Annotated in this window: 21 protein-coding genes; all 21 read right to left on the bottom strand. The window is 60.0% G+C overall.

The genetic code is table 11. The features are described from left to right. Nucleotides 1–43: 43 nt before the first annotated feature. Nucleotides 44–1,507 (bottom strand): flippase, encoded by a 1,464-nt coding sequence (locus L6R21_05020; protein MCK6558539.1) that lies wholly within the window; start codon nucleotides 1,505–1,507, stop codon nucleotides 44–46. Between the two features lie 101 nt (nucleotides 1,508–1,608). Further along, nucleotides 1,609–3,333 (bottom strand): carbamoyltransferase, encoded by a 1,725-nt coding sequence (locus L6R21_05025; protein MCK6558540.1) that lies wholly within the window; start codon nucleotides 3,331–3,333, stop codon nucleotides 1,609–1,611. A gap of 103 nt (nucleotides 3,334–3,436) precedes the next feature. Next, a complete protein-coding gene (locus L6R21_05030) occupies nucleotides 3,437–4,123 on the bottom strand; it encodes a class I SAM-dependent methyltransferase (GenBank protein ID MCK6558541.1) in 687 nt (228 codons plus the stop codon). A 32-nt stretch (nucleotides 4,124–4,155) separates the two neighbouring features. After that, the gene (locus tag L6R21_05035) at nucleotides 4,156–5,982 is read right to left on the bottom strand and encodes a hypothetical protein (GenBank protein MCK6558542.1); all 1,827 of its coding nucleotides are present in this window, start codon (nucleotides 5,980–5,982) and stop codon (nucleotides 4,156–4,158) included. A gap of 377 nt (nucleotides 5,983–6,359) precedes the next feature. Continuing rightward, nucleotides 6,360–7,592: a glycosyltransferase family 4 protein gene (locus L6R21_05040; protein ID MCK6558543.1), complete on the bottom strand. Its 1,233-nt coding sequence runs from the start codon at nucleotides 7,590–7,592 to the stop codon at nucleotides 6,360–6,362. Beyond that, complete coding sequence (locus L6R21_05045) at nucleotides 7,589–9,388, bottom strand: hypothetical protein (GenBank protein MCK6558544.1); 1,800 nt, start codon at nucleotides 9,386–9,388, stop codon at nucleotides 7,589–7,591. The genes L6R21_05040 and L6R21_05045 overlap by 4 nt, the downstream gene beginning before the upstream one ends. Further along, nucleotides 9,385–10,734, bottom strand: coding sequence for an O-antigen ligase family protein (locus tag L6R21_05050; protein MCK6558545.1), 1,350 nt, complete (start codon nucleotides 10,732–10,734; stop codon nucleotides 9,385–9,387). Before L6R21_05050 ends, L6R21_05045 begins: the two co-directional genes overlap by 4 nt. Before the next feature lie 238 nt (nucleotides 10,735–10,972). Then, nucleotides 10,973–11,743: a class I SAM-dependent methyltransferase gene (locus L6R21_05055; protein MCK6558546.1), complete on the bottom strand. Its 771-nt coding sequence runs from the start codon at nucleotides 11,741–11,743 to the stop codon at nucleotides 10,973–10,975. A 29-nt stretch (nucleotides 11,744–11,772) separates the two neighbouring features. Continuing rightward, nucleotides 11,773–12,894, bottom strand: coding sequence for a DegT/DnrJ/EryC1/StrS family aminotransferase (locus L6R21_05060; protein ID MCK6558547.1), 1,122 nt, complete (start codon nucleotides 12,892–12,894; stop codon nucleotides 11,773–11,775). Then, nucleotides 12,860–13,879 (bottom strand): NAD-dependent epimerase/dehydratase family protein, encoded by a 1,020-nt coding sequence (locus tag L6R21_05065; GenBank protein ID MCK6558548.1) that lies wholly within the window; start codon nucleotides 13,877–13,879, stop codon nucleotides 12,860–12,862. Before L6R21_05065 ends, L6R21_05060 begins: the two co-directional genes overlap by 35 nt. Continuing rightward, nucleotides 13,851–14,618 (bottom strand): glycosyltransferase family 2 protein, encoded by a 768-nt coding sequence (locus tag L6R21_05070; GenBank protein MCK6558549.1) that lies wholly within the window; start codon nucleotides 14,616–14,618, stop codon nucleotides 13,851–13,853. The genes L6R21_05065 and L6R21_05070 overlap by 29 nt, the downstream gene beginning before the upstream one ends. A 26-nt stretch (nucleotides 14,619–14,644) precedes the next feature. Beyond that, nucleotides 14,645–15,019, bottom strand: coding sequence for a hypothetical protein (locus L6R21_05075; GenBank protein ID MCK6558550.1), 375 nt, complete (start codon nucleotides 15,017–15,019; stop codon nucleotides 14,645–14,647). Nucleotides 15,020–15,115: 96 nt separating this feature from the next. After that, nucleotides 15,116–16,186 carry a glycosyltransferase family 2 protein gene (locus L6R21_05080; GenBank protein MCK6558551.1) on the bottom strand — a complete coding sequence of 357 codons (1,071 nt, stop codon included), beginning with the start codon at nucleotides 16,184–16,186 and terminating at the stop codon, nucleotides 15,116–15,118. Between the two features lie 114 nt (nucleotides 16,187–16,300). Continuing rightward, nucleotides 16,301–18,007, bottom strand: coding sequence for a glycosyltransferase family 39 protein (locus L6R21_05085; protein MCK6558552.1), 1,707 nt, complete (start codon nucleotides 18,005–18,007; stop codon nucleotides 16,301–16,303). Between the two features lie 62 nt (nucleotides 18,008–18,069). After that, complete coding sequence (locus L6R21_05090; GenBank protein MCK6558553.1) at nucleotides 18,070–19,176, bottom strand: DUF1972 domain-containing protein; 1,107 nt, start codon at nucleotides 19,174–19,176, stop codon at nucleotides 18,070–18,072. Nucleotides 19,177–19,210: 34 nt separating this feature from the next. Continuing rightward, nucleotides 19,211–20,938 carry a glycosyltransferase family 39 protein gene (locus L6R21_05095; GenBank protein MCK6558554.1) on the bottom strand — a complete coding sequence of 576 codons (1,728 nt, stop codon included), beginning with the start codon at nucleotides 20,936–20,938 and terminating at the stop codon, nucleotides 19,211–19,213. 44 nt (nucleotides 20,939–20,982) lie between these two features. Further along, entirely contained in the window at nucleotides 20,983–22,203 is a 1,221-nt protein-coding gene (locus tag L6R21_05100) for a glycosyltransferase family 4 protein (GenBank protein ID MCK6558555.1), read from the bottom strand. A 2-nt stretch (nucleotides 22,204–22,205) separates the two neighbouring features. Next, nucleotides 22,206–23,693, bottom strand: a complete 1,488-nt coding sequence (locus L6R21_05105; protein MCK6558556.1) for an oligosaccharide flippase family protein — start codon at nucleotides 23,691–23,693, stop codon at nucleotides 22,206–22,208. A gap of 7 nt (nucleotides 23,694–23,700) precedes the next feature. Next, nucleotides 23,701–24,900 carry a glycosyltransferase family 4 protein gene (locus L6R21_05110; GenBank protein MCK6558557.1) on the bottom strand — a complete coding sequence of 400 codons (1,200 nt, stop codon included), beginning with the start codon at nucleotides 24,898–24,900 and terminating at the stop codon, nucleotides 23,701–23,703. A 3-nt stretch (nucleotides 24,901–24,903) separates the two neighbouring features. Next, complete coding sequence (locus L6R21_05115) at nucleotides 24,904–25,827, bottom strand: hypothetical protein (GenBank protein MCK6558558.1); 924 nt, start codon at nucleotides 25,825–25,827, stop codon at nucleotides 24,904–24,906. Nucleotides 25,828–25,941: 114 nt separating this feature from the next. Then, nucleotides 25,942–26,967 (bottom strand): Gfo/Idh/MocA family oxidoreductase, encoded by a 1,026-nt coding sequence (locus tag L6R21_05120; protein ID MCK6558559.1) that lies wholly within the window; start codon nucleotides 26,965–26,967, stop codon nucleotides 25,942–25,944. Nucleotides 26,968–26,978 lie beyond the last annotated feature (11 nt).

Genomic DNA, 26,978 nt, shown 5'->3' on the forward strand with positions numbered 1-26,978 from the left:
AAACCATGAAGAGATTCCTTGCCTGACAGACCGGGACACAGATTCATTTCAAGAAGCGGGAGGCGAGCGCCCAATCCTGCTTGGAAAATACGCCGACCGCCCACACCGCCAGCAAGTATATGAAAAACGCCAGTGGCATCAAAAACCAAATTTGGATCCTGGCAAAAAACAGCAAGGCGGCCGCCATGCAAGCGGCAGCCGCCACCAGCTTGAGTCCTCCCTGCCAGAGCGGCTTGCTTTCGAACCGGATCACCTGCCGGAAAACGAACGGCACTTGCAGCGCCACATACACGAAGATGGCGCCCAGCGCCGCCCAGGTCGCGCCCATATAGCCAAAGCGCGTGATCAACATCCAGTTCAGCACGAGATTGGCCAGCATGCTGATGGCATTGACCTGCAGATCATAGCGCTGGTTGTTGCTGGCGACCAGGGCGTAGGCAAAAATCTGCGAGGCCGCGTAAGGCACCACCACCCAGATGAGCACGCGCAACACCGGCGCGGCCGCCGCGAATTTTTCGCCATAAATGAGGGCGATGATCGGATCCGCCAGCAGCGAGAGTGCCAGCGCCACCGGCACGGTGAGCACGAGCAAAAGCTGCAGGCCCTTCTTGCACGCCAACTCGAACGGGTTGGCATCTGCGCCGGGGGCCGCGCGGCCGGCCCGGTAATAGTTCGAGATGATGGGAAAGAGAGAGTTGACGAAGCTGTCCACCACCACCAGTGCCAGCATTAGAAAGCGATAGGCGGCGCTGTACAACCCGACTTCCTCCATGCCCCGAATTTTGGAAAGCAGCGAGACGTCGACTTTCCAGTAAACCGTGACACAGACCATGGTCATGGCGAACACACGCGCCTGGCTCACCATGCTCTTCGCGAAGGCGCGATCAAACCGGAATCGCCCGGCCGGCTGCGCCGGTGCGAGCAGCCGATGGAGATAGAAAAAGTAAAAGAGGGCGCGGCCGAACCGGCACGCCACAAACACCCACACCAGCGCCAGCAAGCCGAAACCCTGCGCCAGCGCCAGCAAGCTGAAGATCACGCGCAGGGCATTTTCAAGCACGGCGCTGTATCCCACCACATGCAACCGTTCGAGGCCGGCGAGCACGCCTTCGCAGACCTCCGCCCAAGCTGCGGCCAGCAACGACAAGCTGACGATCACCGTCGCCCACAACACCAGCGCGCCGTACTGCAAGCCGGCCGTGAGCGCGATGAGCAGCAGCATGCTGAGCAGCGAGAACGGCACCACCGTCAGACTGGCGTGCCAGAGGTGGCGCCAGGCCTGCTCTTGCTGCTGCGCCACGTTGCGGGTCAGCAGGTTCTTCAGGCCGAAGGCCGAGATGATTTGAAAGATCGCCTGATAGTTGAACACGGTGGCATAGGCGCCCAGCCCCTCGACCTGCAACGTCCGGCTGATCGTCACGATCAAGTAGAATGACAACACCGGCTGCAGCGCATTCGCGAGGATCAGCACGGAGGTGTTGCGAAAAAATCGTTGCAGGGTGGACATGTCCGTTTCACGAGAATGTTGCCCGGCCGGCCCGCCGGCGGTTGCGCCACGGGCCCGGCGCAGGCGGAGAATTCCGCACAGCCGGGAAAGGCGGGAATCCTTCAGTTCTGATTCTGGCCCTTGACCAGGAAGGGGCCGATCGCCAGGTAATCGAGGTGGCCAAGCTGGAACGCGCGAATCGCGTCGGACGGCGAGCAGACAATCGGTTCCTCGTGCATATTGAAGCTGGTGTTGACCACGCTCGGAATGCCGGAAAGCTTGAAATACTCCTGCACGATGCGATAGTAGCTGGGATTGGTCTTTTCGTCGATCAGTTGCGGCCGCGCGGTATTGTCCACGTGCACGGCAGCCGGCGATTTGGTGCGCATGAAGTCGGTACAGTCGAAGGTGATGGTCATGAAGCGCGCCGGAAATTCGGCGCCGCTGAGATTTTTGTAGCAGCGGTGCGCTTCTTCCATCAAGGTGACCGGCGCGAACGGCATGAATTCGGTGCGTTTCAGGCGCTCATTCAGCCATTTGTTTACCGCGGGATCGACCGCGGGATACAGGATCGAGCGGTTGCCGAGCGCGCGCGGGCCATACTCCATTGCGCCGTTGAAGCGCGCCACCACTTTGTTTTGCATGAGCAGCTCGGCGATCTTGACTTCGATGTCCTTGTGATATTCGAAGGGCACGCCCTTGTCACGCAAGGCTTTTTCCATCTGCTTCTCGGTGTAATTCGGGCCGAGATAAGCGTGCGGCAGGGCGCTGCCGCGCGAGCCGTTTTGGTTGATGTCGTAATAGAGCGCGCCGCCGGCGCAGACACCGCCATCTCCCATGTTGGGGAAGATGTAGATGCGCTTCACGCCCGGCACTTCGAACACCCGCTGGTTCAATTTCACATTCGCGAAAATGCCGCCCGCCAGGCAGATGTTGTCGATCTGGAATTGCGCCATCGCATTGCGCACCAGGGTGGTCACCACTTCTTCGAAGCGGCGTTGAAACGCGGCAGCAATGTCTTCGCGTTTGTAGTTGGCGACCAGCCGGCTCATCATGCTGCTTTTGGCAAAGGGCATTTTTTTGTGCCAGATTTTTCCCATCATGCCGGGCGCATGCACGTCCAGCCCTTCGCACACCAGCATGCCCTTGATTTCATCATACACCGGCGACTGCGGATTGCCGAACGCCGCCAGGCCCAAAATCTTGCCCTCGTGCCGGCCGCCGCGAAAGCCGAGCCAGTTGGTCAGACTTTGATAATAGTGCCCGAGCGAATTGGGATAGTAGCAGCGATGCACCGGCGTCATCTTCTTGCCTGCGCCGACGCAGATCATCGTGGACACGAAATCGCCCCAGGCATCGCCGGTGATCACGATCGCTTTTTCGAAACCGCTGGTGTAATAGGCAGAGGCGGCATGCGTGACGTGATGCTCGACGCGGTGAAGCTGGGCATGCGGAAACATTTCACGCAAACGCTTTTCATAGCGGCGATACAACACTGCCATGCGCGGGTAGGTCTTCATCAGCAGGCTGCCGGACATGGCGACTTGCCGCACGCGATCGCCGAACTTCAGCTCACCGTTGGCGCCGGCAAAGACGCTTTGGGGATATTTCGGAAACAGGTTTTTGAAAATGTCCTCGCCCTTGCGCAGTTCCGGAATCACGACATGCTTGATCTCTTCGGGCGGCACGCCGGCGATCTCCATCACGGCTTGCATGGAGCGCGTCGGGAATTGCGTGTCCATTTTGATGCGCGACAGGCGCTCCTCACTGATTGCGGCCAGCATTCGTCCATCTTTGACGATGACAGCGCCGGTGTCGTGACCTTGGGTGATGGATAATACGGCCATACGTCCTCCTGGTTAAGCAGCACTTCCGAGTCCAACATCTATCATCAAATCCATGCTGCCACGCGCCGCCGCGATTTTCAGCGTGGCACTTCCGCCCCGGCGGCTACTCCACCCGCGCCTGCGGCTGCCGGCGCACCTCGAATTTCTCGCCGAACATCACCACGAAATCGAGGGTGAAGCCGCACAGATGATTGCGCCGGATGAGGTAATGATCAATGCCCGCCGCGCGCAGCAATTCCTGCACGTCGCGCAGCGAAAGCAGAAACATGTAATCGCCCGCGGCCCAGCCTTTTCCCACCCAATGCAGATATCGTTCAAAGGCCGGCCTGGGCAGCAAGTGCAGCAACGGTGTGCGGGTGTGAACTTCCACCGGGAAAAACCGGTTCGGCGTCGTCACAAAAGCGTTGCGCGCCACCCGCCGGATTTCCTTGAGAAAAAGTATCTGCCGATCGCGGTTGCCGACGTGTTCGAGCACGGCGTTCGACCAGCACAAATCGAAGCTCTGATCCGGAAACGGAAATTCGCGGCCGTCATACACCAGCGCGCGCACCGCCGGATAGCGCTCGCGGAACTTCCGATAGGGATCGATGCCCAGCACCGTCAGGTTGCCAGGGTGCGGATAGAGCCGCTCGAGCAGGTTGTCGGTTTCGCTGAATTCATCTTCCGCCGCGCCCACGTCGAGTATTTGCGTGGTGGCGTCCGGCGAAAAAACCTGCATGAAATAATCGAATTTCTTGCGCCGGTTTTGGCCGCTCAAACAGTACGCGAGTTTGTTCTTCCAATCAGCCATCGGGCACAACTGCAGAGGTTGAGAGTTCGTGATCAATTGCCGATTCTGACGTTGCGCGGGGGCGCCGGCGCCGGATCATAGTTCGGCGGCGGGGTGCCGCCACCGTAGACGAACTTGATCGCGTCGGCGATCACCGGGCCGTTGGCCTTGTTGGTAATGGTGACGGAATGATCCCGGCCGCGGGTGAAAGTGAACTTGCCGAGCGAGTTCCATTGCCCGGAATTGCTGCGCTGATTCACCAGCACGGTTTTTTCGCCGCCATCATGACGAATGACGTAGGGCACATTGTCGCCCTCGGCCACGGCGTCGCTCGAGCTGCCCAATTGCCCGTGCCATTCGAAGACTTCGTATTCGCCGGAGAGGCCGAGGTTCGGCCGATAGACCGCACGGGCCTCACCACCGCCGGCCTCCGCACGGCGATGCGTCAGCAGATTCATCCAGGGCGCGCAGCGCAGGGTGTAATGGTTGATGCCGTTGCGGCAGTCTTCGATGCGTGCCCAATTGCCGATGAATTCCGTGTTGGCGCCGCCGGCGGTGGTGCTGCCGGGTGAATCATCGAGAATGATATCGGCCACCACCACCCGCGGAGAGCGCGTCAGCAGAATGCCGTCGCCGGCGATCATCTTGTCCCCGCCATACGCGATGACGATATGCCCTTGCAGCGCCACCTGGCTGAATTGCCCGCCATTGTTGAAATCCGGATCCTGGCCGCCGCGAAAACGATAGTACGGCCCGTTGTAGCCGCTCAGCCCGCGCAAGTCCGCGTCGCTCACCGTCACGTCGCTGCCGGTGACATTGGTGATCACCGCACCGTCGTCGAAGAAACGCACCCACACGTCACCGCGAATCTTGTGCGGGCCGCTGGTGGGATAGCCGACTTTCACCGCAAACTCGTCGTAATACTGGTTGTAGTAATGCTCACCGGACTCAAGATCTTCATACTCAAAGTACCAGTCGAAACACATCGCCACACCCAGCATGAACCGCTGGTGGCGATAGTACGTTTTCGAGGGACTGGCACGCTCCTGATCGCGGCCTTCCGGGTTGGCGTTCAACAAGGACACCACCGGCTGGTGGGCGCGATTCATCAGATTGCGATACGTGGTGAAGAAAAAATTCGGATCGAACACGCCGCTGGTGTGTTCCGACACCATGCCGTTGGTCACTTCCCAGCCCCAGCCGTGCGTGGTACCGGAATTGAGCAGGATGATCTGATTCGGACCTAGCCGGCGGCGCAGTTCGGCCAGCAGGTAATCGATGCCCGCCTGCCAATGGCTGATCACCCAACTGCTGCCCTTGCCGGCTTCATTCAAATCATTCTGGCCATTGCGGTCGAGATCGATATCGGGAATGGAGCGGCCGGAACCCAGATTGTAGGTCATATGCTCGCGGCCATAGATGCCGTCGGTCGCCACACCGTCGAACACCGAGTGATCGATGGCAGTCGTCAAATAGTCCACCAAGAAATCGACATAGCGCTTGCCATTGACGCGCGGACAAAGATCGGAAAAGTCCGTGAACCAGGAGTCGCTGCCATACAACTCGAGGCGGCCGCCGTTCGAGGTGGCAACGAACCATTGCTGCGCAAAACCGGGAATCTCATTGCCCTTGTTCCAGTCCTTGGCAGGCAACAACATCACGTTGGGATTGATGCGCTTGACACGGCGCGCCCAATCCGGCCGGTCGTTGCGGCTCATCACCAGATCAAACTTGGCATACCATTCATCCGGTGCACCCTCCCATTGAAACAGAGCGGTGCGGGGATAGGGATGATTGCGGGTTTGGCTGCGGCTCAGCATTGGCACAAAAATCAAAACCATGACCATCACACACGTCCTGTGCCACTTCACTGCTTGCATGCTTGACTCCTCCAATTTGAGTCCTTTGAGAATCTCCTTCATTCGCGTTTGCTGATCTCGCCCTCGCGGCCGCTGCAATTCCGGCGACTGATTTTCGCACAGTTCTTGCCTCACCCCTCTGCCGTGAAGTTATGACAAAGTCCGTACCAAAATGTCAGCAAAACAGAGATTCATACCGGCAATGCCGGATGGCTGCGTGCGCTTCAGCCCGCGACCACGACAACGCCGGCGGTGTTGCGCGGCTCCGCTCACACTTCCGCCCACGGTGTTTCGCAGTAAATGCCTGGATTCAAAGAACAAAACCGGCGGGATCGCAAGTCTTGTGCTGCAGTGGCCGCGCATTGTGCCGGCTGCGGCCGCGCCTCGCCGGTTCGCACTCAGTGCAGCAAACGCTGATAAACCGCGTGTATGCGTTGATAATGTACTTCAGGATCGAATTCCCGCTCGGCGGTAGCGCGTGCCGCCCGGCTCATTTCTTTCAATTTTGTCTCATCCCGAAGCAGAGCATGTATCAACTGTGTTAACGTCACGTCATCTTTGGCGTCGAACAGGCGGCCGTTGAGGCCGTCGGTAATCAACTCCGGCATGCCGCCCAGCCGCGTCGCAATCACGGGCTTGCCCAGCGAAAACGATTCATAGATCACCAGCGGCGAGTTGTCATACCATTCGCTCGGCACCACCACGAATTTCGCCCGCCCCACCAGCGTCACCAATCCCCGCGCGCCGCGGTTTCCCAGAAACTCGACGTTGGCAAGGCCATGCGTCGCGGCGAATTGTTCGAGCACCGGCCGCTGCGGTCCGTCCCCGATGATCAGCAGCTTCGAAGTCTTCACCTTTTGCATCGCGCGCAGCAGCGTCAGGATTCCCTTTTCCTCCGAGAGGCGGCCGTAGTAAACGAAATAATCCTCGCTGTCGGGTGAATAGGGAAAATCCGCCATTTCGATGGTGTAGAATTGCTGCCACACGCGTTGCGCCGCCACGCCGCTTTGCAGCAGCTTCTCGCCGAGAAAGCGGCTGGGCACGTGAAACAAGCGAATGACATCATAGATCTTCATCCACTTGTGCAAGTAGGATTCGGCCGCCACCATGGCGCTGGCGGCGAGTGAATCCTTGTGGCAGCGTTCGAGCACGGCATGATAGAAACAGCCGTTCACGCATTTCTCACAAATACGATTCTCCCGCATCACCAGCAGGCGATAGCTCGGGCAGACCAGTTTGTATTGATGGCAGGTCTGCAACACCGGGATACCGTGGCGCTGAAACACGTGCAGAATTGAAGGCGAGATTTGGTGATCGATCATGTGCAGATGCACGAGATCCGGCTTCACTTGATCGACCAGGCGCTCGACCCTGGCCTTGGCCTCGGTGGAATAAAGCATGCGCCCGAAGATTCGCGGCGCGGCCGTGAGGCGGCGCAGCCCGGCGTGGCCGTTGTACTCGATGTTGGAGACAAAATGCTCTGACCAGGCCGAGGGAAAATTGTCGGGATGCTGCATCGCGAAGGGAATCACTTCATGGCCGTGGCGCTCGAGCACGCGTTTGAGCTCGAAGAAATAGCGCTCGGCGCCGCCCTTGATGAAGTGATATTTGTCGATCATCAAAATCTTCATGGCGAGGGCGTACTCACCGCTTTGTCGGCCAACGGTTCGCCGCCGGGCGGGGCCGGCGCGGCCTGCGGCTGGAGTGCATCCGCTCGAAAGAGCGCGGCGGAGTCGGTGGTGCGCTTGAATTCCCGCACCAATACGAGCGCAAAGCGCTGTTGCGCCAGTTCTCTTTCGAAATCGTTGGCCGCCAGAAAATAGGCTTGCGGATGCCGGCTGGCGTCGGGCCAATCGGCAGCGGAATGGATTTGCAGATCTTCACGGTCGAGCACGCGCAGCATGTTGAGCTTGTCTTGCGCGTTCATGATTTTGACGCGGCGGGCGCGCTCGCGCAGCGAGATATGGCGCCGGTCAAACCGCGTCAATCCCAATTCCTCCTCGGAGAACTCATAGAGCTGCGCACCGGCCGGCAGCTCGCGCTGCAGGTACTGCATCAACTCCTGAAAATTTTGATTGGAATCAATCGCGATCTGCACGACTTCAAACGGTTCGGACAGCGCCGGCGCACGGCCGGAGAGCACAACCGCCAGCGGCACCGCCAACAACAAGGTGCCGCCGGCAAGCGCCGGTACCCGGCGGCGCGGCAAGCTGAAATGCCGGTGCCACAACCACACCAACGGCTCGGAGAGTCGCACGAGCAACACCCCCAGCGCCAGCGCAAACGCAAAACCGGATTCCAGCAAGTAGCCGTTGTGATAGTACTTGGCGGAGAGAAAGCAAATGATCGAGGCCCCGGCCCAGGCAATCGGCATGCGCACCTGGGCATCGCAGACGAACAGATAAATGCAGCAGAACACCAGCCAGTAGATGGCCAGTGGTTGCAACGCCATTACCGTGACGGTGATGATCAGCGTGAGCGGCAGCCAGAGCCACGCGATTCCTTCAACGCGCAGCCGGGCGCTCGCCTGCCGGGCGAAATGATGCCAAACGCCGCCGCCGATCAGCGTGAGCAACAGCAACCCGGTGACGCCGCTGGTGAGCAGGCCGCCGTAATAGAAGAAACGTTCGCGCAGAAAGGCGATGATCGCCGCGACGTTCGCGCCTTCCGCCAGCACCGAACCTTCGCTGGTCTGCGGCGAAAGCGAGATGAGATAGAAGCCGGGCACGAGCAGCAGCAGCGCCGGCCAGTTCTTGCGCAGAAATGCCAGGCGCTGTCCGCGCTGCCCCAGCCATTCGGCCACCAAGATCGCAATCATCAACACCGGCGTGGTTTGCCGGCCCATGGCCGGCACCAAAAACAGCAACATCCCCAGGAGCGACCGCCCGCGTTGCCGCTGCAAATAGTCCCAGAAGAAGTAGAGCAGCGGCAATTGATAGAAGAAAGAAACTTGAATGGTGAGATGATAGAGATTGTACATCGTGCCGTAGAAGGCGGCCATCAATGCCAGGCAGCTCCACACCGCGACGGCCAGGCCCCAGCGCTGCTCCGCGATCCGGAAGAGAAAATAGACTGCAATCATGAACAGCACGCCGCCGACCACATAGTAAGGCCCGGGCATCGTGCCGAACAGTCCCCACAGTCCCTTGATGTAGAGATAGATGAACGGCCGCCAGTATGGCCCCATCCCGGGGTATTTGTCGAAGCCGTTGACTACGGGATCAGGCGACAGCGCATGGTAGAACGGCGCAGTGAATTCCTTGGCCCACAGCAGCAGGGCGGAGTCATCGTGGCGAAAATACAACTGGGCACCGATCAGCGGAATGCTGAGGAAAGGGAAAAGCGCCAGCGCCAGCCACAGCAGGCGGGCCTTGCCCGCCGCGGCCGCAGGTGCCGCCGGCGAGAGATTGTGTTGATGACGTTTCATGAAGTTGCGAGCGCCGTCTGTTTCTTCTGCGCCAAGACTGCCTGTTTTTGTTTGAACAGCACCACGCGTTTCAACCGGCTGACGCTGTACAGCAGAGCCAGCAACAGCCAGAAGTAGGATTGCACGCCGTAATTGATCCAAAAATCCGGGCCGACCCAGGAAGCCAGACTGAAGCCCAGCAGGCTGGCGAGCGCGCCGCGAGCATAATTCGCGGCGTACAGCACCGCCGATCGGCTCACGGCCCAAATCTCCCGGAAGATTTCCAGGAGAAACCACAGAAAGCAGGCCAAACCGAGCAGGCCGGTTTCCGCGGCAATCAGCATGTAGACGTTGTGCACGAAAATGACCGAGGCATGGAAGCGGTCATTGTTGTAGCCCACGCCGACAATGGGATTTTGCATGATCAGCGGAATGGTTTCCTCGATCTGCTGGCCCCGGCCTTCGAGCTGACCTTCCGCGTCGTCCTGGAAAACGCGATCGTAGATTTTCGGCGCAAACTTGATCGACAGCAAGCCGCCGAGCAAAAAAGCCAGCGCCAGCAGATTCGACATCACCCGCCGGATCTTCACCCCGCGGTTGGTGAAATCCACCGCCAGCATGATCAGCAGGCCGAAAATCAATCCGCCCCACGAGCCGCGATTGTAGGTGGCGAGCAGCGCCACGAAGCCGATGCCGAAGGTGGCAAAGCCATAAGTGATCCACTTCACATTGCGCTCCGCCATGGCGGCGATGAGGTAGCGCGCCACGATCGGCAGCATGAGCAGGAAGAACATGCCCAGATGGTTGGGATGGAAAAACGTGCCTTTCGCCCGCCACCACATGTAGGATTGATAATGATCGATGATGCCGATTTTGAAGAAGGGAATTTTGTATTGCAGCAACCCGAGCACGCCCTGCACCAGCACCGCAGCCATGAGACAGCCGACGTAGTAGCGGATGTCGCCGGGCGTCTTCACCGTGCGCAACACCGCAAAGAACATGATGAGATCAAAACTGAACAGGACGAACGTAGCGCGCGCCATCTCGGCGTCAATGGCTTTGCTGACCGCCAGCGCAGAGAACAGCAGCAGCCCGAGCCACGGCCACAGCACGCGCGGCTTGGGGTGGGGCAGGTCACGCCGGGGTTCGATGAACGACTGGATCAACAAGGCGAGAAAAGCCAGGTAACTGAGGGTGACGCCGGCGCCGAAGAAGGTCAGCAGCATCTCGATCTGGAAGCCGGCGGTCACCGTGCCATACGCCAACAGGAAACGGCGGCGATTGGGCGCGACCACATAGCCGACGATCAACACCAAGGCGCAGAGCACGACAACGACGATCTTGGACTTGAACAGAAAAGGTTCCATCTCACCCTTCAGTTGCAGGCAATGCCAGATAAAGTGTCACGTTTGTGCATCGGTCGCTGACTCAGCAAAACTCAATCCAACTTTTGGGGAGGTGGGGCGCGAAGCAGGGATATGCTGGCGAGCGTACGGCGATAATATTTTCAAATGATTACATCGACAACACCTGTTCACGAACAAAGGCTTCTGCTTGCGCAAGGCAGACGGCGCAAGCTAAACTGACCACTCACGAACGCTTGTTTCAACGTGGAACTTTCGCGACGGCGCTCACTGAGCTGCCAAACGGCCGGCGGATAAACTGACCCAGCCGTTCCTCCAACCGAATCAAGCAGGTGAACCAGACGTTGAGCAGGCCGTGATTGAGGGAGAGATCCGAGCTGGCCGCCGCCGCTTCACGGCGACCGCTGCGCCAAAGGCGGCGAACCAGCACGAGAGCGGGCAGAAAGATCAGATAGCGATACTCCAGCCGCAGAATCTCAAAACCGGCAGCTTGGAGTTTTTGCTGCAGGCTGCGGGCGGTGTAGCGCCGCTGTGTCGCCACCGCCTGGTCATGCTCGCCGCGCAGCCACTCGTACGCCGGCAGATTAAGCAGCAGGAGGCCTCCCGGCTTCAGCGTCCGCCGCATTTCCGCGAGTGCCGCTGCCTCTTGCTCATCAGGCAACAGATACAGCACATCCGAGCTGATGACGGCATCAAAACTGCAGTCGGGAACCGGCAGCTTCACCACCGAGGCGCAGCACAATTTGCCGCGCAATTGCTCGCGGCCGGCGGCGAACTGCAATCCGGCAAGGGCCAAATCAAATCCCACCGAACGGTAGCGCAGCGCCTGCAGCAGCGCCAGGGTGGCGCCGGTGCCGCAGCCGGCGTCCAACACGCGGCTGCCGGCGGGAAGGTGCCGGCGCAGATTGGCTGCGATCCATGCCCGCAGTGCGCGATACCACCAGTGTAAACTCTCCGCCTCGAACATGCGGCGGTACTCGTGGGGGAGCATGAGGGTGGAGGAAGTCGACATGCTGAATCCTCATGAGGCCGCGGAGAAGGTCAGTGTTTTTGATGGAACTCCTGCATGCCGGCCGCGACGAATTCGAGCTCTTCTGATTGCATCTCGGGATAGAGCGGCAGCGAGACGATTTCGCGCGCGGCCTGCTCGGCTTCCGGCAGGGAGCCGGCCGCGAGATTGAGATCGCGATACGCTTCCTGCAGATGCACCGGCACGGGATAGTGAATGATGGTCTGCACGCCGCGCTCCGCCAGAAACGCACAGAGCTGATCGCGCTGCGGCGTGCGTACCACGTAAAGATGAAAGACATGCCGGCCGTAGGGCGCGCGCTGCGGCAGCCGCAGAGGCAGGCCTTGCAGCAGCGCATCATAGCGCTGCGCCAGTTCCTGCCGGCGCGCGTTCCAATGATCGAGGTGCGGCAGCTTCGTGCGCAAGATTGCGGCTTGCAGCTCGTCCAACCGGCTGTTGAAACCTTTGGAAAGGTGATGATAGCGCCGGGTCTGGCCGTAGTTGCGCAACAAACGCAACCGCTCGGCGATTTCGGGCTGATCCGTGCAGACGAATCCGGCGTCGCCGTAGGCGCCCAGGTTCTTGCTGGGATAAAAGCTGAAGCAGCCCACGTCCCCGCAGGTTCCGGCCTTGCGAAGTCCGTAGGTGGCGCCGTGCGCCTGGCAGGCATCTTCCACCACCCGCAGATTGTGCCGCCGCGCGATTTCCAGCAGTGGCGCGAGATCAGCGGTCTGGCCGTAAAGATGCACCGGCAGCAACACTTTCGTGCGCGCGGTGATCGCGGCCTCCACCTGCGCCACGTTCATGGTGAAGGTGACGGGATCGATATCCACCAACACCGGCGTGGCATTGGCGAAGGAAATGGCGGAAATGGTGGGCACCGCGGTGTTGGGCACGGTGATGACTTCATCGCCGGGTTGCACGCCGCAAGCCAGCAAGGCCAGGTGCAGCGCTTCGGTGCCGGAGCCGACGCCCACGCCGTGGCGTGCGCCGAGATAGGCGGCAAACTCCTGCTCGAATGCCTGCAATTCCTCGCCTAAAATGAACCAGGCGCGGTTGCACACACGCGCCAGGGCTGCTTCAATCTCGGTCTTCAGCGCCGCATGCTGGCGCGCCATGTCAAGAAAGGGAACATTCATCCTTGGGCCAGTAATGTTGTTTGTATTTGCGAAAATAGTCGACCGTGCGCTCCAAGCCTTCGCGCAATCTCACCTGCGGCTCCCAGCCCAGCAGGCTGCGGAGCTTCTCGTAGTTGCCGTAATAATCGCCGATGTCGATGCGCTTCTTTTCTTCGGGGAAGGGCACGATTTCATAAGAGCCGCTGCCGGTGATTTCGAGGAGCATCTCGACGAAGCGCAGCAGGCTGAACACCTCCAGGCCGCCGAGGTTGAAGGCTTCGCCGTTGGCGCGATCATCGGCGGCGGCGAGCAGGAAGGCGTCGACCACGTCTTCCACGTAGTTGTAGTCCCGGCGCTGCTTGCCGTCGCCGAAAATTTTAATGCACTCGCCGTTGATCGCCTGGCGGATGAACACGCCGATGAACCCCTGGCGGTTGTGCTTCATCAACATGCGCGGGCCGTACGTGTTGGTCAGCCGCAGCGAGCAGGCGCGGATGCCATACACGTTGTTGTAGAGCAGGTGATACATTTCGCCCGCGATTTTGTTGATGCCGTTGACGTCGGCGGGAATCATGAGATGGCGTTCGTCCACCGGCAGATACTGCGGCTTGCCGTACTGCTGGCGCGTGCCGGCAAAGACGATCTTCACGGCGGGATTGAACCGCCGGCAGGCTTCGAGAATCGACAACTGGCTGATGCAGTTGATCTCCAGGTCATTGTAGGGATTTTCCATGCTGTCGATGTGGCTGACCTGGCCGGCGAGGTTGAAGATGTAATGCTGGCCGCGCACGAGATAATTCATGGTCGGGCGGGTGCGCACATCCGCGATGTTGATGCGCAGGCGGTCTTCATAGCCGTGCAGGTTGAAGAGGTTGCCGCCGTAGTCGTCGATCAGCGAATCGACCACGGTCACGCGCGCCCCGGCGGTCGCCAGGCGAATCGCGAGGTTGGACCCTATAAATCCCAGCCCTCCAGTGATCATGACATTCTTGTCATGAAACGGCTTCGTGAGGTCTTGCATGAACCGGCTGTCGGGATAAGGATTCCTTCTTGATGACGAGCCGCCACCAAAGCTGGGTGAGGTCGAGTCCGACGCGCGCAATGCGGCGAAACCGGAAGAACGTCGATTTGCCGCTGGCGCGATGAAAGTGGGTGACCGGCACTTCGGCGAAGCGGCAGCCGGCATCGTGCATCTTTTTGATCATCTCGACACAGATGACGCCGCTGCTGTGCTCAAGATGAATCTTCTCGAAGATGCTGCGCCGCATTAGGCGAAAGTCGCAATCGACGTCGCGAATGGTGAAACCGAAGGCCAACTTGGTGACGGTGTGATAGAACCGGCCGATGACGATGCGATACCAGGGATCGTGCCGCTTGATCTTGTAGCCGTTGACGATGTCGATGCCCGAGCGCATGGCGGCCGCCAGCTTCTTGAGCTCGCGTACGTCATATTGCGCATCGCCGTCGGTATAGAAGACGAATTCCTTGGTGGCGGCGGCAAAACCGCTTTTCAGCGCACCACCGTACCCGCGATTCTTTTTGTGGTGGACGACGCGAATCTGCGGGAAGTTCTTCTCCAGAAAGTTGAGAACTTCGACGGTGCTCTCGCCGCTGCCGTCATTGACGAGAATGACTTCGTAGTCGCTGGTGATCTGCTCGGCAGTGGCGATTGCCAAAGCAGCCATGCTCCCAATCGTTCCCCAGTCGTTGTAGACCGGAAAGAAGATCGACAGACTGATGCCGTTCGTGCTGTGTTCCATGGGGAGAGCGGAGTGTTGGTCATGGCTCAGCTCTGATAGGTCATGAAAATTCCCGCACTCATCAATCCAACCCCGATCCACCGTGTGACCGTCATTTGTTCGTCGAATAGCCACCATGAGAGCACCAGAATGAGAATGTAGCTCAGCGTCGTGGCAATGGGAAAGGCCAGGCTGAGTTCGAAGCGCGACACCACAAAGATCCACAGTGCCGCACTGACGCCCGCGCTCAACACCCAGCCGAGCAGGTAGGGGTTGAATGCCAAGCCTAACACTGTCGCCCACAATTGGCTGGGGTCGAAGGTCAGGCGCTGGGCGGCGGTCGCCTTCTTCAACAGTAATTGCCCAATAATCGTCGCGGCGATCGAGATCAGAAAGATGAGGTTTGCGGAGGTTTTGCTCATTTCACCTTCAGAGCGTGATTAATGAAATTGCAGCGCAAGCGTCGGAACGGTAACTTAAGAAACAACTGCTGCTTGCCCTGGCAATTACCGACAGTTTCACGCAGATGCGGAACGATTGCGGTCCTCCAAACCCAACACTTCGTCGACCAGATAAAGCGGCCGGCGTTTGACCTCGTCAAAAATCCGCCCCAAATATTCGCCGATGATCCCGATCGTGATCAGTTGAATGCCACCCAAAAACAACACCGTGATAATGATACTGGCAAAGCCGGGCACGTAGGAGCTGGGCACGAACAAGCGCCGGTAAAGCTGCACCAGCGCCATCACAAACGACAAGCCCGAGGTGAGGAATCCCAGGATCGCGGCCATGCGCAGCGGCATGTAGGAAAACGAGACAAAGCCGTCGAGCGCGAGCTTGATCAGCTTGTAGAGCGTATAGTTCGTCCGGCCCGCAAAGCGCTCCTCCCGCTCATAAGCCAGGCCGGTTTGGCGGAAGCCGACCCAACTGCGAATGCCGCGCACGAAACGATTGCGTTCCGGCAGCGCGCGGATCACCCGCACCACTTTTTGATCCATGATGCAGAAATCGCCGCTGTCCAGTGGAATGTCGATGTCGGCGATGCGCTTGATCAGACGATAAAATAGCGCGTAAGCGGCGCGTTTGAAAAAGTGCTCCTTGCGCTTGGTGCGAATGGCGTAGACGACATCAAACCCCTCCTGCCACTTGGCGATGAACTGCGGCAGGCACTCGGGCGGATCCTGCAAATCCGCATCCATCACGATCACCGCCTCGCCGTCGGCAAAATCCAATCCGGCGCTTACCGCGGTTTGGTGTCCGAAGTTGCGGGTGAAGCTGACGAGTTTGACCCGCTGATCCTGTTGATGCAGGCTGCGCAGGAGGTCGCGTGAGCGGTCGCGGCTGCCGTCATTGATGCAGATGATTTCGTACGGCTCGCCGAGCGCGCTGAGCACGTTAGTCAGACGCTGATAGGTCTGCGGAAGGTTGGCTTCCTCATTGTAAACCGGCAGCACAATGGAAAACCGGATGCGTTCGCGCATCGCGGTATCTTTTTGACGACTGGCCACGGGACTGCCTTCCGCGGAGGCGAAACGGGCGCCATTGCCGGCGCCGGCATCGAGAGGAACAGTCTGACTTGGATGATTCATATCATCTCACCTGTCTTGCTGAACTGCAGTGATCGCGTGCGGAAGAGGGCCGCGGCCCTGGCCGCCGGCGTGCCGCCCCTCGACAGTCTCGCCTTCCTGCTCTGCCCGATCGGCTCAAGGAACCACTTCCGGCTGCGCCTGCGGGCTGCGGGCAACGGCCAGCGCAAAGCGATAGATGATTGTCCGCAAACCCGGCGCCGGGCTTTGGTCGTAGATCGCCTGCAACTCCGGCGGCGCGGTGGCGGGATCATTCAACTGCTGGAGATTGGGGAAGTGTGAGGCATACCGTTCCGCCCACACCACATGGGTCACGCCGCGATAGCCGGCGTATTGCGCCAGGCGCGGCCACTCATTTTGTGAAAAAGTGGCGCCCGCGCGCAGGTTATGGTTGCCGGCGTAGAAATTCACCGCCTTGTTGTAGCTCATCAGCACCGGCGTCGCTCCGGCCTGATCGCGCAACCATTCGCCCGCCTGCTTGAGCTCGACGGCTTCACTCCAGAAATCAGTATCCCACGTGCTGCGCTGCACAATGCTGCCGAGTTGGGTCAAAAATCCGAAGAGCAGCACGAACCCGGCAGCGCCGCTCCAGGCACAGCGTTGCAGGCCGGCCTCGCTCAAGCGGCCGCCGGCCCGGCTCGGGCGCAGCCCTGCAGCCAGCCAATCTTGCAGCAGCACCAGGCCGTGTCCGGCCCAAATCATCGCGACCGGCAGCAGCGCAATCAAGTAGCGTTCGTTGATGTGAAACAGCGGCACGACGATGAACCAAAAGAATCCGAGGTAACTCAACAGATAAAGGCTCAGCCGCGGCCGTTCCGTCTGCCAGGGGCTGCCGAACAGGCCGAGCACGAACGGCACCAGCAAACCGAGCGAGAAGATCGCCGGCAGCTCCGAGCGGGTCAGGCGATGGAAGTGCGTCGCATACTTCCGCACCAGCAGCGCGAGCGAGTTTTGGATCGGCAACCCGCCCTGTTTGGCGGTGGCCTGCACAAAATCTCCGTCATGATAAATCTGATCGTTGGGATAAACGCGGTTGTCTTCCGAAAGCGTATCGAAAGTGCCGAGCTTGCCCGGCGCGAAATATTGCGCCTCGAGTTGTTGCACGGCCGCGCCCTTGGCGCTCAGCGTCCAGCGCCCGGTTTCACCATGCAGGTAGAAGATGTAGGGCAGCGCCACCAGCAGCCAGCCGGCGCCGGCCAGCACCGCCAGACGCAGCGTGCGAATGCGCCGCGACTTGAACCATTGACCGGCGGTCAACAGCGTCACAAAAAAGACAAAGACCAGCAAAAAACCGACGCCTTCCGGTCTGGTCAAATAGGCCAAACCCCAGAAAAGACCGGCAAGCAAAGCACGCACGGCTGACTCGCGTTTGAGGCCTTCCCATCCGGCCCAGAGACCCAGAGTGGCAAACAGCATGTAAGAGGGCTCGGCCAAAGCGCTGGTGGCGCCGAAGGCCAGCGGCGGGTAAAATGCCAGAATCGCCGCCGCCCACCACGCACTGTTTCGACCAAAGAGATCGATGCCCAGGCGATAAACCGGCCAGAGGATCAACCCGCCGCAAATGAGGTTGACCAGCCGGCCGGCCGTCTCCAGATTCGGCACCAGCAATCCCAGCAGGCCGCTGAGCGCCGGATACAGCGGCGACCAAAACGGATGCAGCCAACCGTGCCAATCTCCGTTGGCGAAATTGGCAGCCAGATTCAGATAGTGGGGTTCGTCCCACCCAATGGCGAAGCGGAATCGGAGGAGAAACAAACGAAACAGTAGTGCCGCCGCCAGCAAGGCAAGGAAAGACCAGTCAACAGACTTCTGTGCTTTGTTCATGGGCTCCCGTCAATCGAATTCCCGCTGGTGCTGCGCGGCTGGGCGCCACACCGGCAGGCGGCTCACTTTTTCCTTCCCAGCATGCGGAGAAAAAGCGCCTCATAGTCTTCCGTGATCTTTTCCCATGTGTAATCGCGTTTGATGATTTCCACCGCCTTTTGTGCGGCGCAGGCCACAGCTTCGGGATGATCCAGCAGGTATTGCATCTTGATCGCCAGATCGCCGTTCTGGGAGGTGGTGAAGAAGTAGCCGGCATCTTCCAGCACTTCGCGGTGTTCGGGAACATCATTCGCCAGGACGCAATTGCCGAATCCCATGCCTTCCAGCAGCGCCGGATGCGTGCCGCCGACTTCGGTGGCCTGCACGTAGAAATAGGCATTGGATTGCAGTTCCTGGTAGCCGTGGCCGAAAACATAACCGGTAAAGATGATGCGGGGATCTTGGGTGGCCTTGAGTTCGCGGATGTAGTCCGTGCTGTAAGGCGCATCGCCGACCACCACCAGCCGCTTGTCGGTTTTGACCTGCTCAAAGGCCTTGACCACCAAATGGGCATTGTTCTCCGGTTCCAGGCGGCTGACGTAAAGCACATAGTCCTGCGGGCGCAGGCCGTATTTCTTGAGCGTGTCATTCGCCGGCACTTTCATGGTGGGCGCGCCATAGGGGATGAACACCGAGTCCTGCTTGAACTTCTCGAGGTAATACCTCTTGATGAATTTCGAGTCGGTCACCACCACGTCGGCGAGCTTGGTGGAAAGCCACTCCGAGGCCTTGTAGTACCACTGCCCGAGCTTGTTCCATTTCTTGCGCTGCCATTCCAAACCATCGACGTTGATCGCGACCTTTTGCCCGAACAGCCGCGGGATGAGGCAAAAGACCGCATTGGCGCTGTTGCACACCAGGATGGCATCGTACTTTTCCCGCAGCGCGGCATGCCAGGCACACAAGAAAGTGTGCGCCACGGTGTCGAGATATTTGTGGCTGATGGTGGGAAGAATGACCAGGCGCACGCCATGATAGTAGGGTTCGCGATACTTGATGTTGTTCGAACGGCCATAGACGGTCACCTGGTGACCGCGCTTCACCAGTCGCGTGGCGACTTGTTCGGCAAAAGTCTCAAAGCCCCCATAGTTTGCCGGAATCCCCCGAATTCCCATGAGTGCGAGATTCATAAGAGATCCACTGACTTTCCTGTATTCCACCTTTTCAAAATTTCATATCCGATTTGGCATCACCCGCCGGACGGGGCGGATAACGATAGACCAAGACGGTGTTGTTGGCGGTCGCAAGGACGCGCTCAAAACGGGAGACGATGAACTCGCGCAGCGGCACCGGCACGAACACCGGCGCCTCCAGCATTTTGTAATGCTGGCCCAGCATCCAAACAGTTCTCCCCTCCGCCGTCAAACGCTGCAACTGCGGCAAGTCTTTGATGAAGGGCTTGCCCGAATAGAGATCGAACGGTTCGCCGCCGGCGTCGATGAGCCGGTTTTCGACCGCCAGATCAAGATCGGCAAAATTGAGATCATAATCCACCCGGCCGAGATAATGCAAGGTGCCGAGCGCATCGGTGGAGAGGATCACGTCGGTGCTGTCACTGTGTTCGCGCACGAACCGGCAGGCCTCGCGCCATTCTTCCATGTACATCGCGCCGTTGAAGCTGCCGTCCGCGCTGAAGGGGATGGCGCGCGCCAACCGCACGGAGGGCGTGAGCGGCAGCCAGGCCAGAAAGACAGCGACAATGATCGCGCTGACCAGGCCCGGCCGCAGCCGCGAACCGGAAAACCAGCGCTGCCGGATCGTCTCGAATTCCTGATTCATAATGTTCGCAAACGCGAAGGCGCACACCATGATGAAGAACGCATAGACGTGAAACAGGTATTGAAAATGCCGGTACGAGAACACCGTCATGAACATGACCAGGGTGCCGAGAAACAGCGACAGCACATAAAGGCCGGCGCGCGGCACACGGCCGAGGATTTGATACGCGCCGATCACGAACAACAGGCCCAACGGAAACTGATAATGGTCGAAGAGAAAATCCACCAGCAACATGCGCCGCTGAAAGCGCGTGCCTTCCGCCCATTTCGGCATGAAGCCCAGGGCATAGTCAAGAAACGCGCGCAGCGAGGGCAGCGCCAACAGCGCCAGCAGCGGCACAAAAACCAGAATCCAAAAGCTGATGAAGTATTTGCTGCGGATCGTGGCTGCCAAACCCTGCTGCCGCCAGTGCACCACGGTTTGCAGGCCGGTGTAGAACAGCACGCCGATCACAAACAGCGCGGTGAGATCATGGACTTTGAACGACAGCCAGAGCAACACCGCGGCAATCACCAGCCAAAAGAGATTCAAATTCCAACTGCTCAGGAAGCGCTGCAGCGCGCCGGCCGGCACCAGCTTGTTCTGCCACGCGGCAAAGCGGCCCTGCTCCTCGTTCTCAAAACCGCGATAGAACGCGTAGCTTCCCAGCAGAAACAGGAATTGAAACAGCGTGTACATGCGCGACAGGCGCGACCACCCGATTTCGAAAGGTGAAATCGCGCTGAAGAGCGCCGCCAGCAGTGCCGCGGGCACGCCGAAGAAGCGGCGGGCAACGCAGAACACGGCCAGAATGCCCAGCACGCCGAAGAGGGCGCTCGGCAGCCGCAGGCTGAACTCGCTCGCGCCAAACAGGCAAAAGGACAAGCCCACCAGTTTCGAATACCACAGCGCGCGCTCGTTGGGTTCTCCCGAGGGGAAAACCGCCGTGCCGCCCTCATTGAGCGATTGCGCGGCATAGTAGTGGTTGAGTTCGTCGATCCAGATGCTGGCACTGTCGAGGCGATAGAAGCGCAGGAACGAGGCGACGGCCAAGACACCGAGCAAAAAGAGCAACGTAAAGCTGCGCGGCAGTTCGATCCGGCTGTGGTTATCGTTTCGGGTGTTGGAGGTCAAGGAATCACGTTCCAGTTTGAGGTTTCGTATTCGCGCTGATGGTCTCACGTGGCGGCGGACACGCCCTGACGGCGATCGGCCCTGGGTTCCCGCGCCGCAGCATTGCCGGCGAGGAGTTCCAGCAGTTGCGCTTCATATCGGCCGGCAATCGCCTGCCACTGATACTCGTCCGTCACTTTCTGCAGGGCATTGCGCGCCAGGGCTGACGCATCGATTTTGCCCTGCGCCACCTGCAACACCGCCTGCACGAATTCGTCCCAGCCGTCGGCAATGACGATTTCCCTGCCCTTCTCGAAATGCAGGCCCTCGGCGGCGACACTGGTCGCGACAATGGGCTTGGCATGCGCGGCGTATTCGAGAATCTTCAGGCGCGTGCCGGAGCCGGACAGCAGCGGCGCGAGGCAGACAGTTGCGTGCTGCAGCAACGGTTGCAGATCGTCAACAAAGCCGGTAAATGCGAGCCCTTGCTCGACGCGGCTGTAATCCGGCTCGTGCGGCCCGCCCACCACCACGAACACCAAATCGCGAGTGTGGGCTTGCGCACGCGGCACCAGCTCCTCGCGCAGCACACGAATCGCCTCGGCGTTGGGCGGATAGTTGGTCTTGCCGAGAAACAGGGCGAGTTTCTTGTGACGCAGCGGCGCCGGCACGGCCGCGGCCGGTGCCTCCCGCCGCGGTGCGGGCAGCGTGATGCCGTTCGGCACGATCCAGATCTTTTCCGCCGGTGTGGAAAAACGCTCGGCCAGCAGGCGCGCATCGACTTCCGAACACACCACCACGCGATCGCAAGCCGCCAGCGCCCGGCGTTCCACCCGTGCGGTGATTTGCGCCAGCAGCGGCAGGCGATAGGTCCGCTCGACGTAAACCACTTCGAGGTTGTGCTCGATCAAGATCAACGGCACGCGCAGGGCGCGCGCCAGCCGCTGCGCCAGCGGAAAAGACCAGAGATGTTCGCATTGCACCGCGGCGATCGCCAAGGCGGCGAGCGCCTGCCGGGCGCGGCCGAACACGGCCTGGCCGTAGCATCCCAAAATCGCAGGGTTGAAGCCCAGCGTCTGCCGAATGAATGGCGGCGCCTGGCGCGGCACAAAAACACGATGCGCCAACTCCTGCTCCTGCGGCGCGGGCGCCAGCAGTACCGGCCGCAGCGCCCTCAAATGCCGCAGCAGATTTACGATGCGCACGTTGGCGCCGGTATTGTGCGGCACGGTGGAATGATAGGAGACGCACAACAAGTGTTTCGGTTTTTCCGGCATCACGTTCATGTTCATCCCTCGGCGGCCGGTGCAGAGGCAATCGAAACAGGCGGCGCCTCCGGTTGCGGCTTTTGCCGGCTGAATCTGGCTGCCGCGGCGGCTTTGATTTTCATGATATCTTCCCGGTCAATCTCGCCGAACAGTCTGAGCAGAACGGCATACACGGCCAGCAGCGCGACAAACTTGGCGATCAACTCCCACGGCGTTGCGGTGGGGAAAAGGCTTGAAATCGCAAAGACGACGGCAGCGGCCGCGCCCGCGCGCAGCAGATGCCCGGCGTACAAGGCGATGCCGAACAGCCGCGTCACGTAGAAGGTGTTGCCGGCCACGCCGAGCAGCATCGTTGCAGTGGTGGCCAGCGCCGCGCCAGTGGCGCCCCAACGCGGCACGCAGAACAAATTGAGTCCGACATCGATGGGCAACAGCACAAACACGATCAGCGTGCACACTTTCATGCCGCCGCCCGCCATCGCCATGGTGTTCAAGACCATGAAGACGGCGTAGATCGACAAACCAACCATGAGCAGGCGTAGAATTTCGCCGGCGCCGGCGTAGGCTTCGCCAAAGAACAACACCGCAAGCGCGCCGGCGGAGGAGGACACCAGCGCCAGCACGGGCAGCACGGCCAGCAGAGACAGGCGCAGCGCCTGCCGAATAATGCGCTCGCTCTCCAGGCGCTGGCGCCGGGCCACGGCGTGGGAAAGCGCCGGCAACAGCGCGCCGGTGAGCGCAATCGCGAACGAATAGGGAATGCGCGCGATGGTGGAGGCGGCATTGTAGAAGCCGACGGCCGTGCCGGGCAGATAATACTTGACGATCCAAAGATCGATATAGAAAAACAAATTGACGCCGATCGAATAGAGGATATTCGGTACGATGAAGTGCAACAATTCGCGCTGGTCAACGGCAGCGGTGTCGCGCGGCAGGCGGGTCCACCACCAGCCCAGCGCCAGGCCGCAGAGTGAGCCGAGTATGTTGCCCACCAGCGCGCCCGCGACGCCGAATCCCGCCCACAACAGGCCGGCGGTGAAGAGAAATTTGCCGACGGAATACGCGCCCGCCACCACCGTCTGCCGGCCGAAATGCTTGCGGCCGATCTGCATGCCGGCATAGTACCAATAAAAGCTGAAGAACAAGACATCGAGCAGCGCGATTTGCAGCAGCGGCACCAGCCGGTCATCATTGAAAAAGCCGGCGAGCAGCGGCGCGGCCGCGAGCGCGCCGCCGAAGACGATCACGGTATAGAACAATTGCCAGCGGAACAGCACGCGATGCAGCGCGCCCGCCTTGCCGGGATCTTCTCCGACAAAACGCTGCAACGCATTCGGAATGCCGGCCACCACGCACAGCTCGCACACCATGAGCAGCGAGTAAACGATGCCGAACACGCCGTAATCTTGCGGGCCCAGCCAGCGCGCCAGCACGACGCTGATGCCGTAACCGCAGGCGAGAAACAGGCCCTGGCCGATGAGAAGCAAAAATGTGCCGCGCAGCAGCATGAGAATCTCACCCGGGTTGTTGCACGAAGGGTTGCGCCTGAGCCCGGCGCGGGGCCGGCGGCGCTGCAATGGACACGCGCGGGCCGGCGGCGATTTTGCCCAGTTCTTCCCCGATCGCGCGCAGGCTGCAATGCGCTTCGAACGTTTTCCGGCTCTCCTGCGCCAGGCGGCGGCGCAGCGCCTCGTCGCGCTGCAGCCGCAGAATCGCAGCCGCCAGCGCCTCCGGATTGCCCGGCGCGCACATCAAACAGTCGCGCTCGTGGCGCAGCAACTCGCGGTTGCCGGGCGAATCGCTCACGATCACGGCTTTGCCCATCGCGATCATTTGAAAACATTTGTAGCCGATCACCAATTCGGCCTTGGGGGTCAGGCCGAACTGGCCGCCCAGGCAGATGTCGGCGTCGGCAATGCGCTGCACCAATTCCTCACGGCTCACCCAATCAATAAAAGTGAGGTTGGTGGCCGCGAGTGATTTTGCCAGAGCGTGCACCTGCTGCTGGGTCTGGCCACGGCCGATGATCTCGAAACGCAAGCCGTCTTGCTGGCGCAGCAAATGCGCGGCTTGCACGATGTATTCGATCCCTTGCAGGGGGATGAAGGTGCCGTAGAAGAGAACCGTGCACCCCGGCGGCTGCGAGCGCGGCGGCTGCGGCGCGAAGATCGGATCAGCGCCGATGAACACGCGCTGGAATTTCTCGCGCGGCAAGCCGTAAAGCCGGGCAAAGTAAGTCGCATGGGCCGCGGTGTCGGTCAACACCACAGTCGCGTAGCGAAACAAAAACCGATCATACCATTTCAGCAGGGCGGCGGCAAAGGCGCCGGCCTTGAAATAACCGCGATCGATCACCAGCGTCTCATAGAGCGAGATATGCACGTTGAACAGCAGCGGAATGCCCCGGCGCCGGGCGTAGAGGCGGGCAAGCGGCACATCGAAAAAACCGGGATAGCCCACCACGATGGCATCGAGATCACGCAACCGCCACAGCCTGGCCAGCAGCGCGCAACTGTTCTTGAGGAACGCCCATGCGAAAGCGAGCGTGCGGAACAGGCTGCGATAGTGCTGCGCGGCGTCTCTCTGGGCGGCCGCGGGCCGGTGGCATTCGATCACTTCGATGCCGGCATGCTGCAGGCCGAGAATGTGAGTCGAATTGTGCGGCTCGTTCCAATCATAGGAGCCGTAATAGCACACACGCAGTTTGCGGTTCATGGTTTATGCCAGCAGCTCGTGCGCCGCCGCCGGCAACGGCTCGCGCAGTTTGCCGGGCGACATGTGGTGGCGAATCGTCGCGAAAGTTTCCTGCGCATGATTCTTCTTCGACACGCCGACGACCACGGAGGCGACATTCGGCAGAGAAAAGAGATACTCGTAGGCTTCCTGCGGCTTCAAGTAACCCGCCGCCAGCGTGCTCATCGCCAACAGTTGCAGGCGGTGCTCGCGCAGCGTTTGCTCGAAAGCCGCGCGGGAAGGATTCACCTGATAGCCGAGTTTGTTGATCGAGGCCATGATCAACGGATTCTCGACGCCGGCGCGCGCCAGCAGGCGCATGAGCTTGCCGAGATTCTTGGTGCAAAACGCGGGGATCGCATTGTATTTGCTTTGCACATGATCGGCGTACAGCCGGAACACCTCGGGCACGTCCCAGCCGAGCGCCAGATCGGTCATGACATCGTGCAGAAAGATCGCCCGCAAGTTGAGGTTGGCGAACGGCGCGACTTCGAAGTCGATCATCGCGGTGAGAATCTTCTTGAAATCCTTGGTGAGCAGACCCACGCCGCCGCGCCAAAACATGCCCATCTTGTCTTGAAATGAAGTGCCGCTCAACGAGTCCTTCACAATGTTGACCAGACCCTTCTCGTTGGCCTGCTTGATGTACTTGGCGACGTACGGCACCAGCAGGTAGATGCCCAGCTCGCGGTGCAGACGCTGGTCCTGCTGAATCTCTTCGGAAACGACGAAGGCGCGTTCGTGGGTGGACATCATCATGGCGCGCACGCCGTGATCGAATGAGAAATTGATGATATCCATGATGCGCGCGGCATCGCTGAAATAGGCCTCCCGCTCATTGCCGGCCTGCGCCTCGAGGTGATTCACGCCAAAAAACTGATTGTGGCCGAGTATAATTCTGTCGATCATTTTGTGGTCCTTGCAGCTCTCACTCTCACTCTCACTCTCACTCTTACTCTTACTCCCACTCTCCCGCCTGAATCCGACCGCCTGTGAGTTTCACAAGCTCGTCGCCGGGAACAATCAAAGCCTCACCGGCTCACCGTGTTTGGCGGCCGAGGCATAAATCGCATCAACGATGCGCTGCACTTCGTAGGCGCTTCGCACGTCGCTCTCCACGGCGGCGCCGTTTTTGACGGCGGCAATGAAGGCATTGTCCTGCCGGGTATATTGCGGCCCGCCGAGATCGATTTCAACGCCTTCGAACAGATCCGGCTTCATGAAATGGGTCCAGCCCGCGGGGAACCCCGCGGCCGGCTTGTCCAGGTAGAGTTTCACGTAGTCATCGCAAACCATCAGATTGCCGTTGGCGGCGTGCAAGGTGAGGCTGACTTCGAGCAGGCGATGATGACGCACGCTCCAGGAAGAATCGAACCAGCCGGTCACGCCGCCGGCGAATTCGAAATGGGCGTGGGCGAAATCTTCGACTTCCTGCGAATACCAATTGCGGGTATGCGCGGAGACAAAGCTCACCGGGCCGAAATACCAGCGCAGCAAATCGATTAGATGGGTGGCTTGGCCGATCACCACGCCGCCACCGGACTCTTTCTTGTCGTAGCGCCAGCCCTTGCCGGTTTTGAAAAGCTGCGATACATAGATCGTGGCGTTGAACGTGATCAGCTCGCCGAGCGCGCCGCTCTGCAGCAGTTGCTTCGCCTTGGCAAAGGTCTCGACGTAGCGCATCATGTAACCCACCATCGTGGTGAGCTTGCGCTGCTCGACCGCGGCAACGAGCGGTTCGGCGTCGGCGCTGGTGAGGCTCAACGGTTTTTCCAGAAAGAAGGGAATGCCGCGTTGCAAGCACTCGTTCGCCATCGGCACATGCAGAAACACCGGCGTGGCGAGCACGGCGGCGTCGGGCTTGGATTTGTCGAGCATCGTGCGAAAATCATCGTAAATCTCCACGTCGTCCTTCAGGCTTTGCGCGAAGCCCAGCAGGAATTTCGAAGTATCTGCGATGGCGCGCAGCTTTACCCCTTCCAGACCATTCAAGATGCCGGCGTGCAGCAGTCCCATTTTGCCGATGCCGACAACGGCAACATTCAACATGTCAACTCCTC

It is taken from the genome of bacterium (assembly GCA_023150945.1).
Classification (GTDB): Bacteria; Zhuqueibacterota; Zhuqueibacteria; order Zhuqueibacterales; family Zhuqueibacteraceae; genus Coneutiohabitans.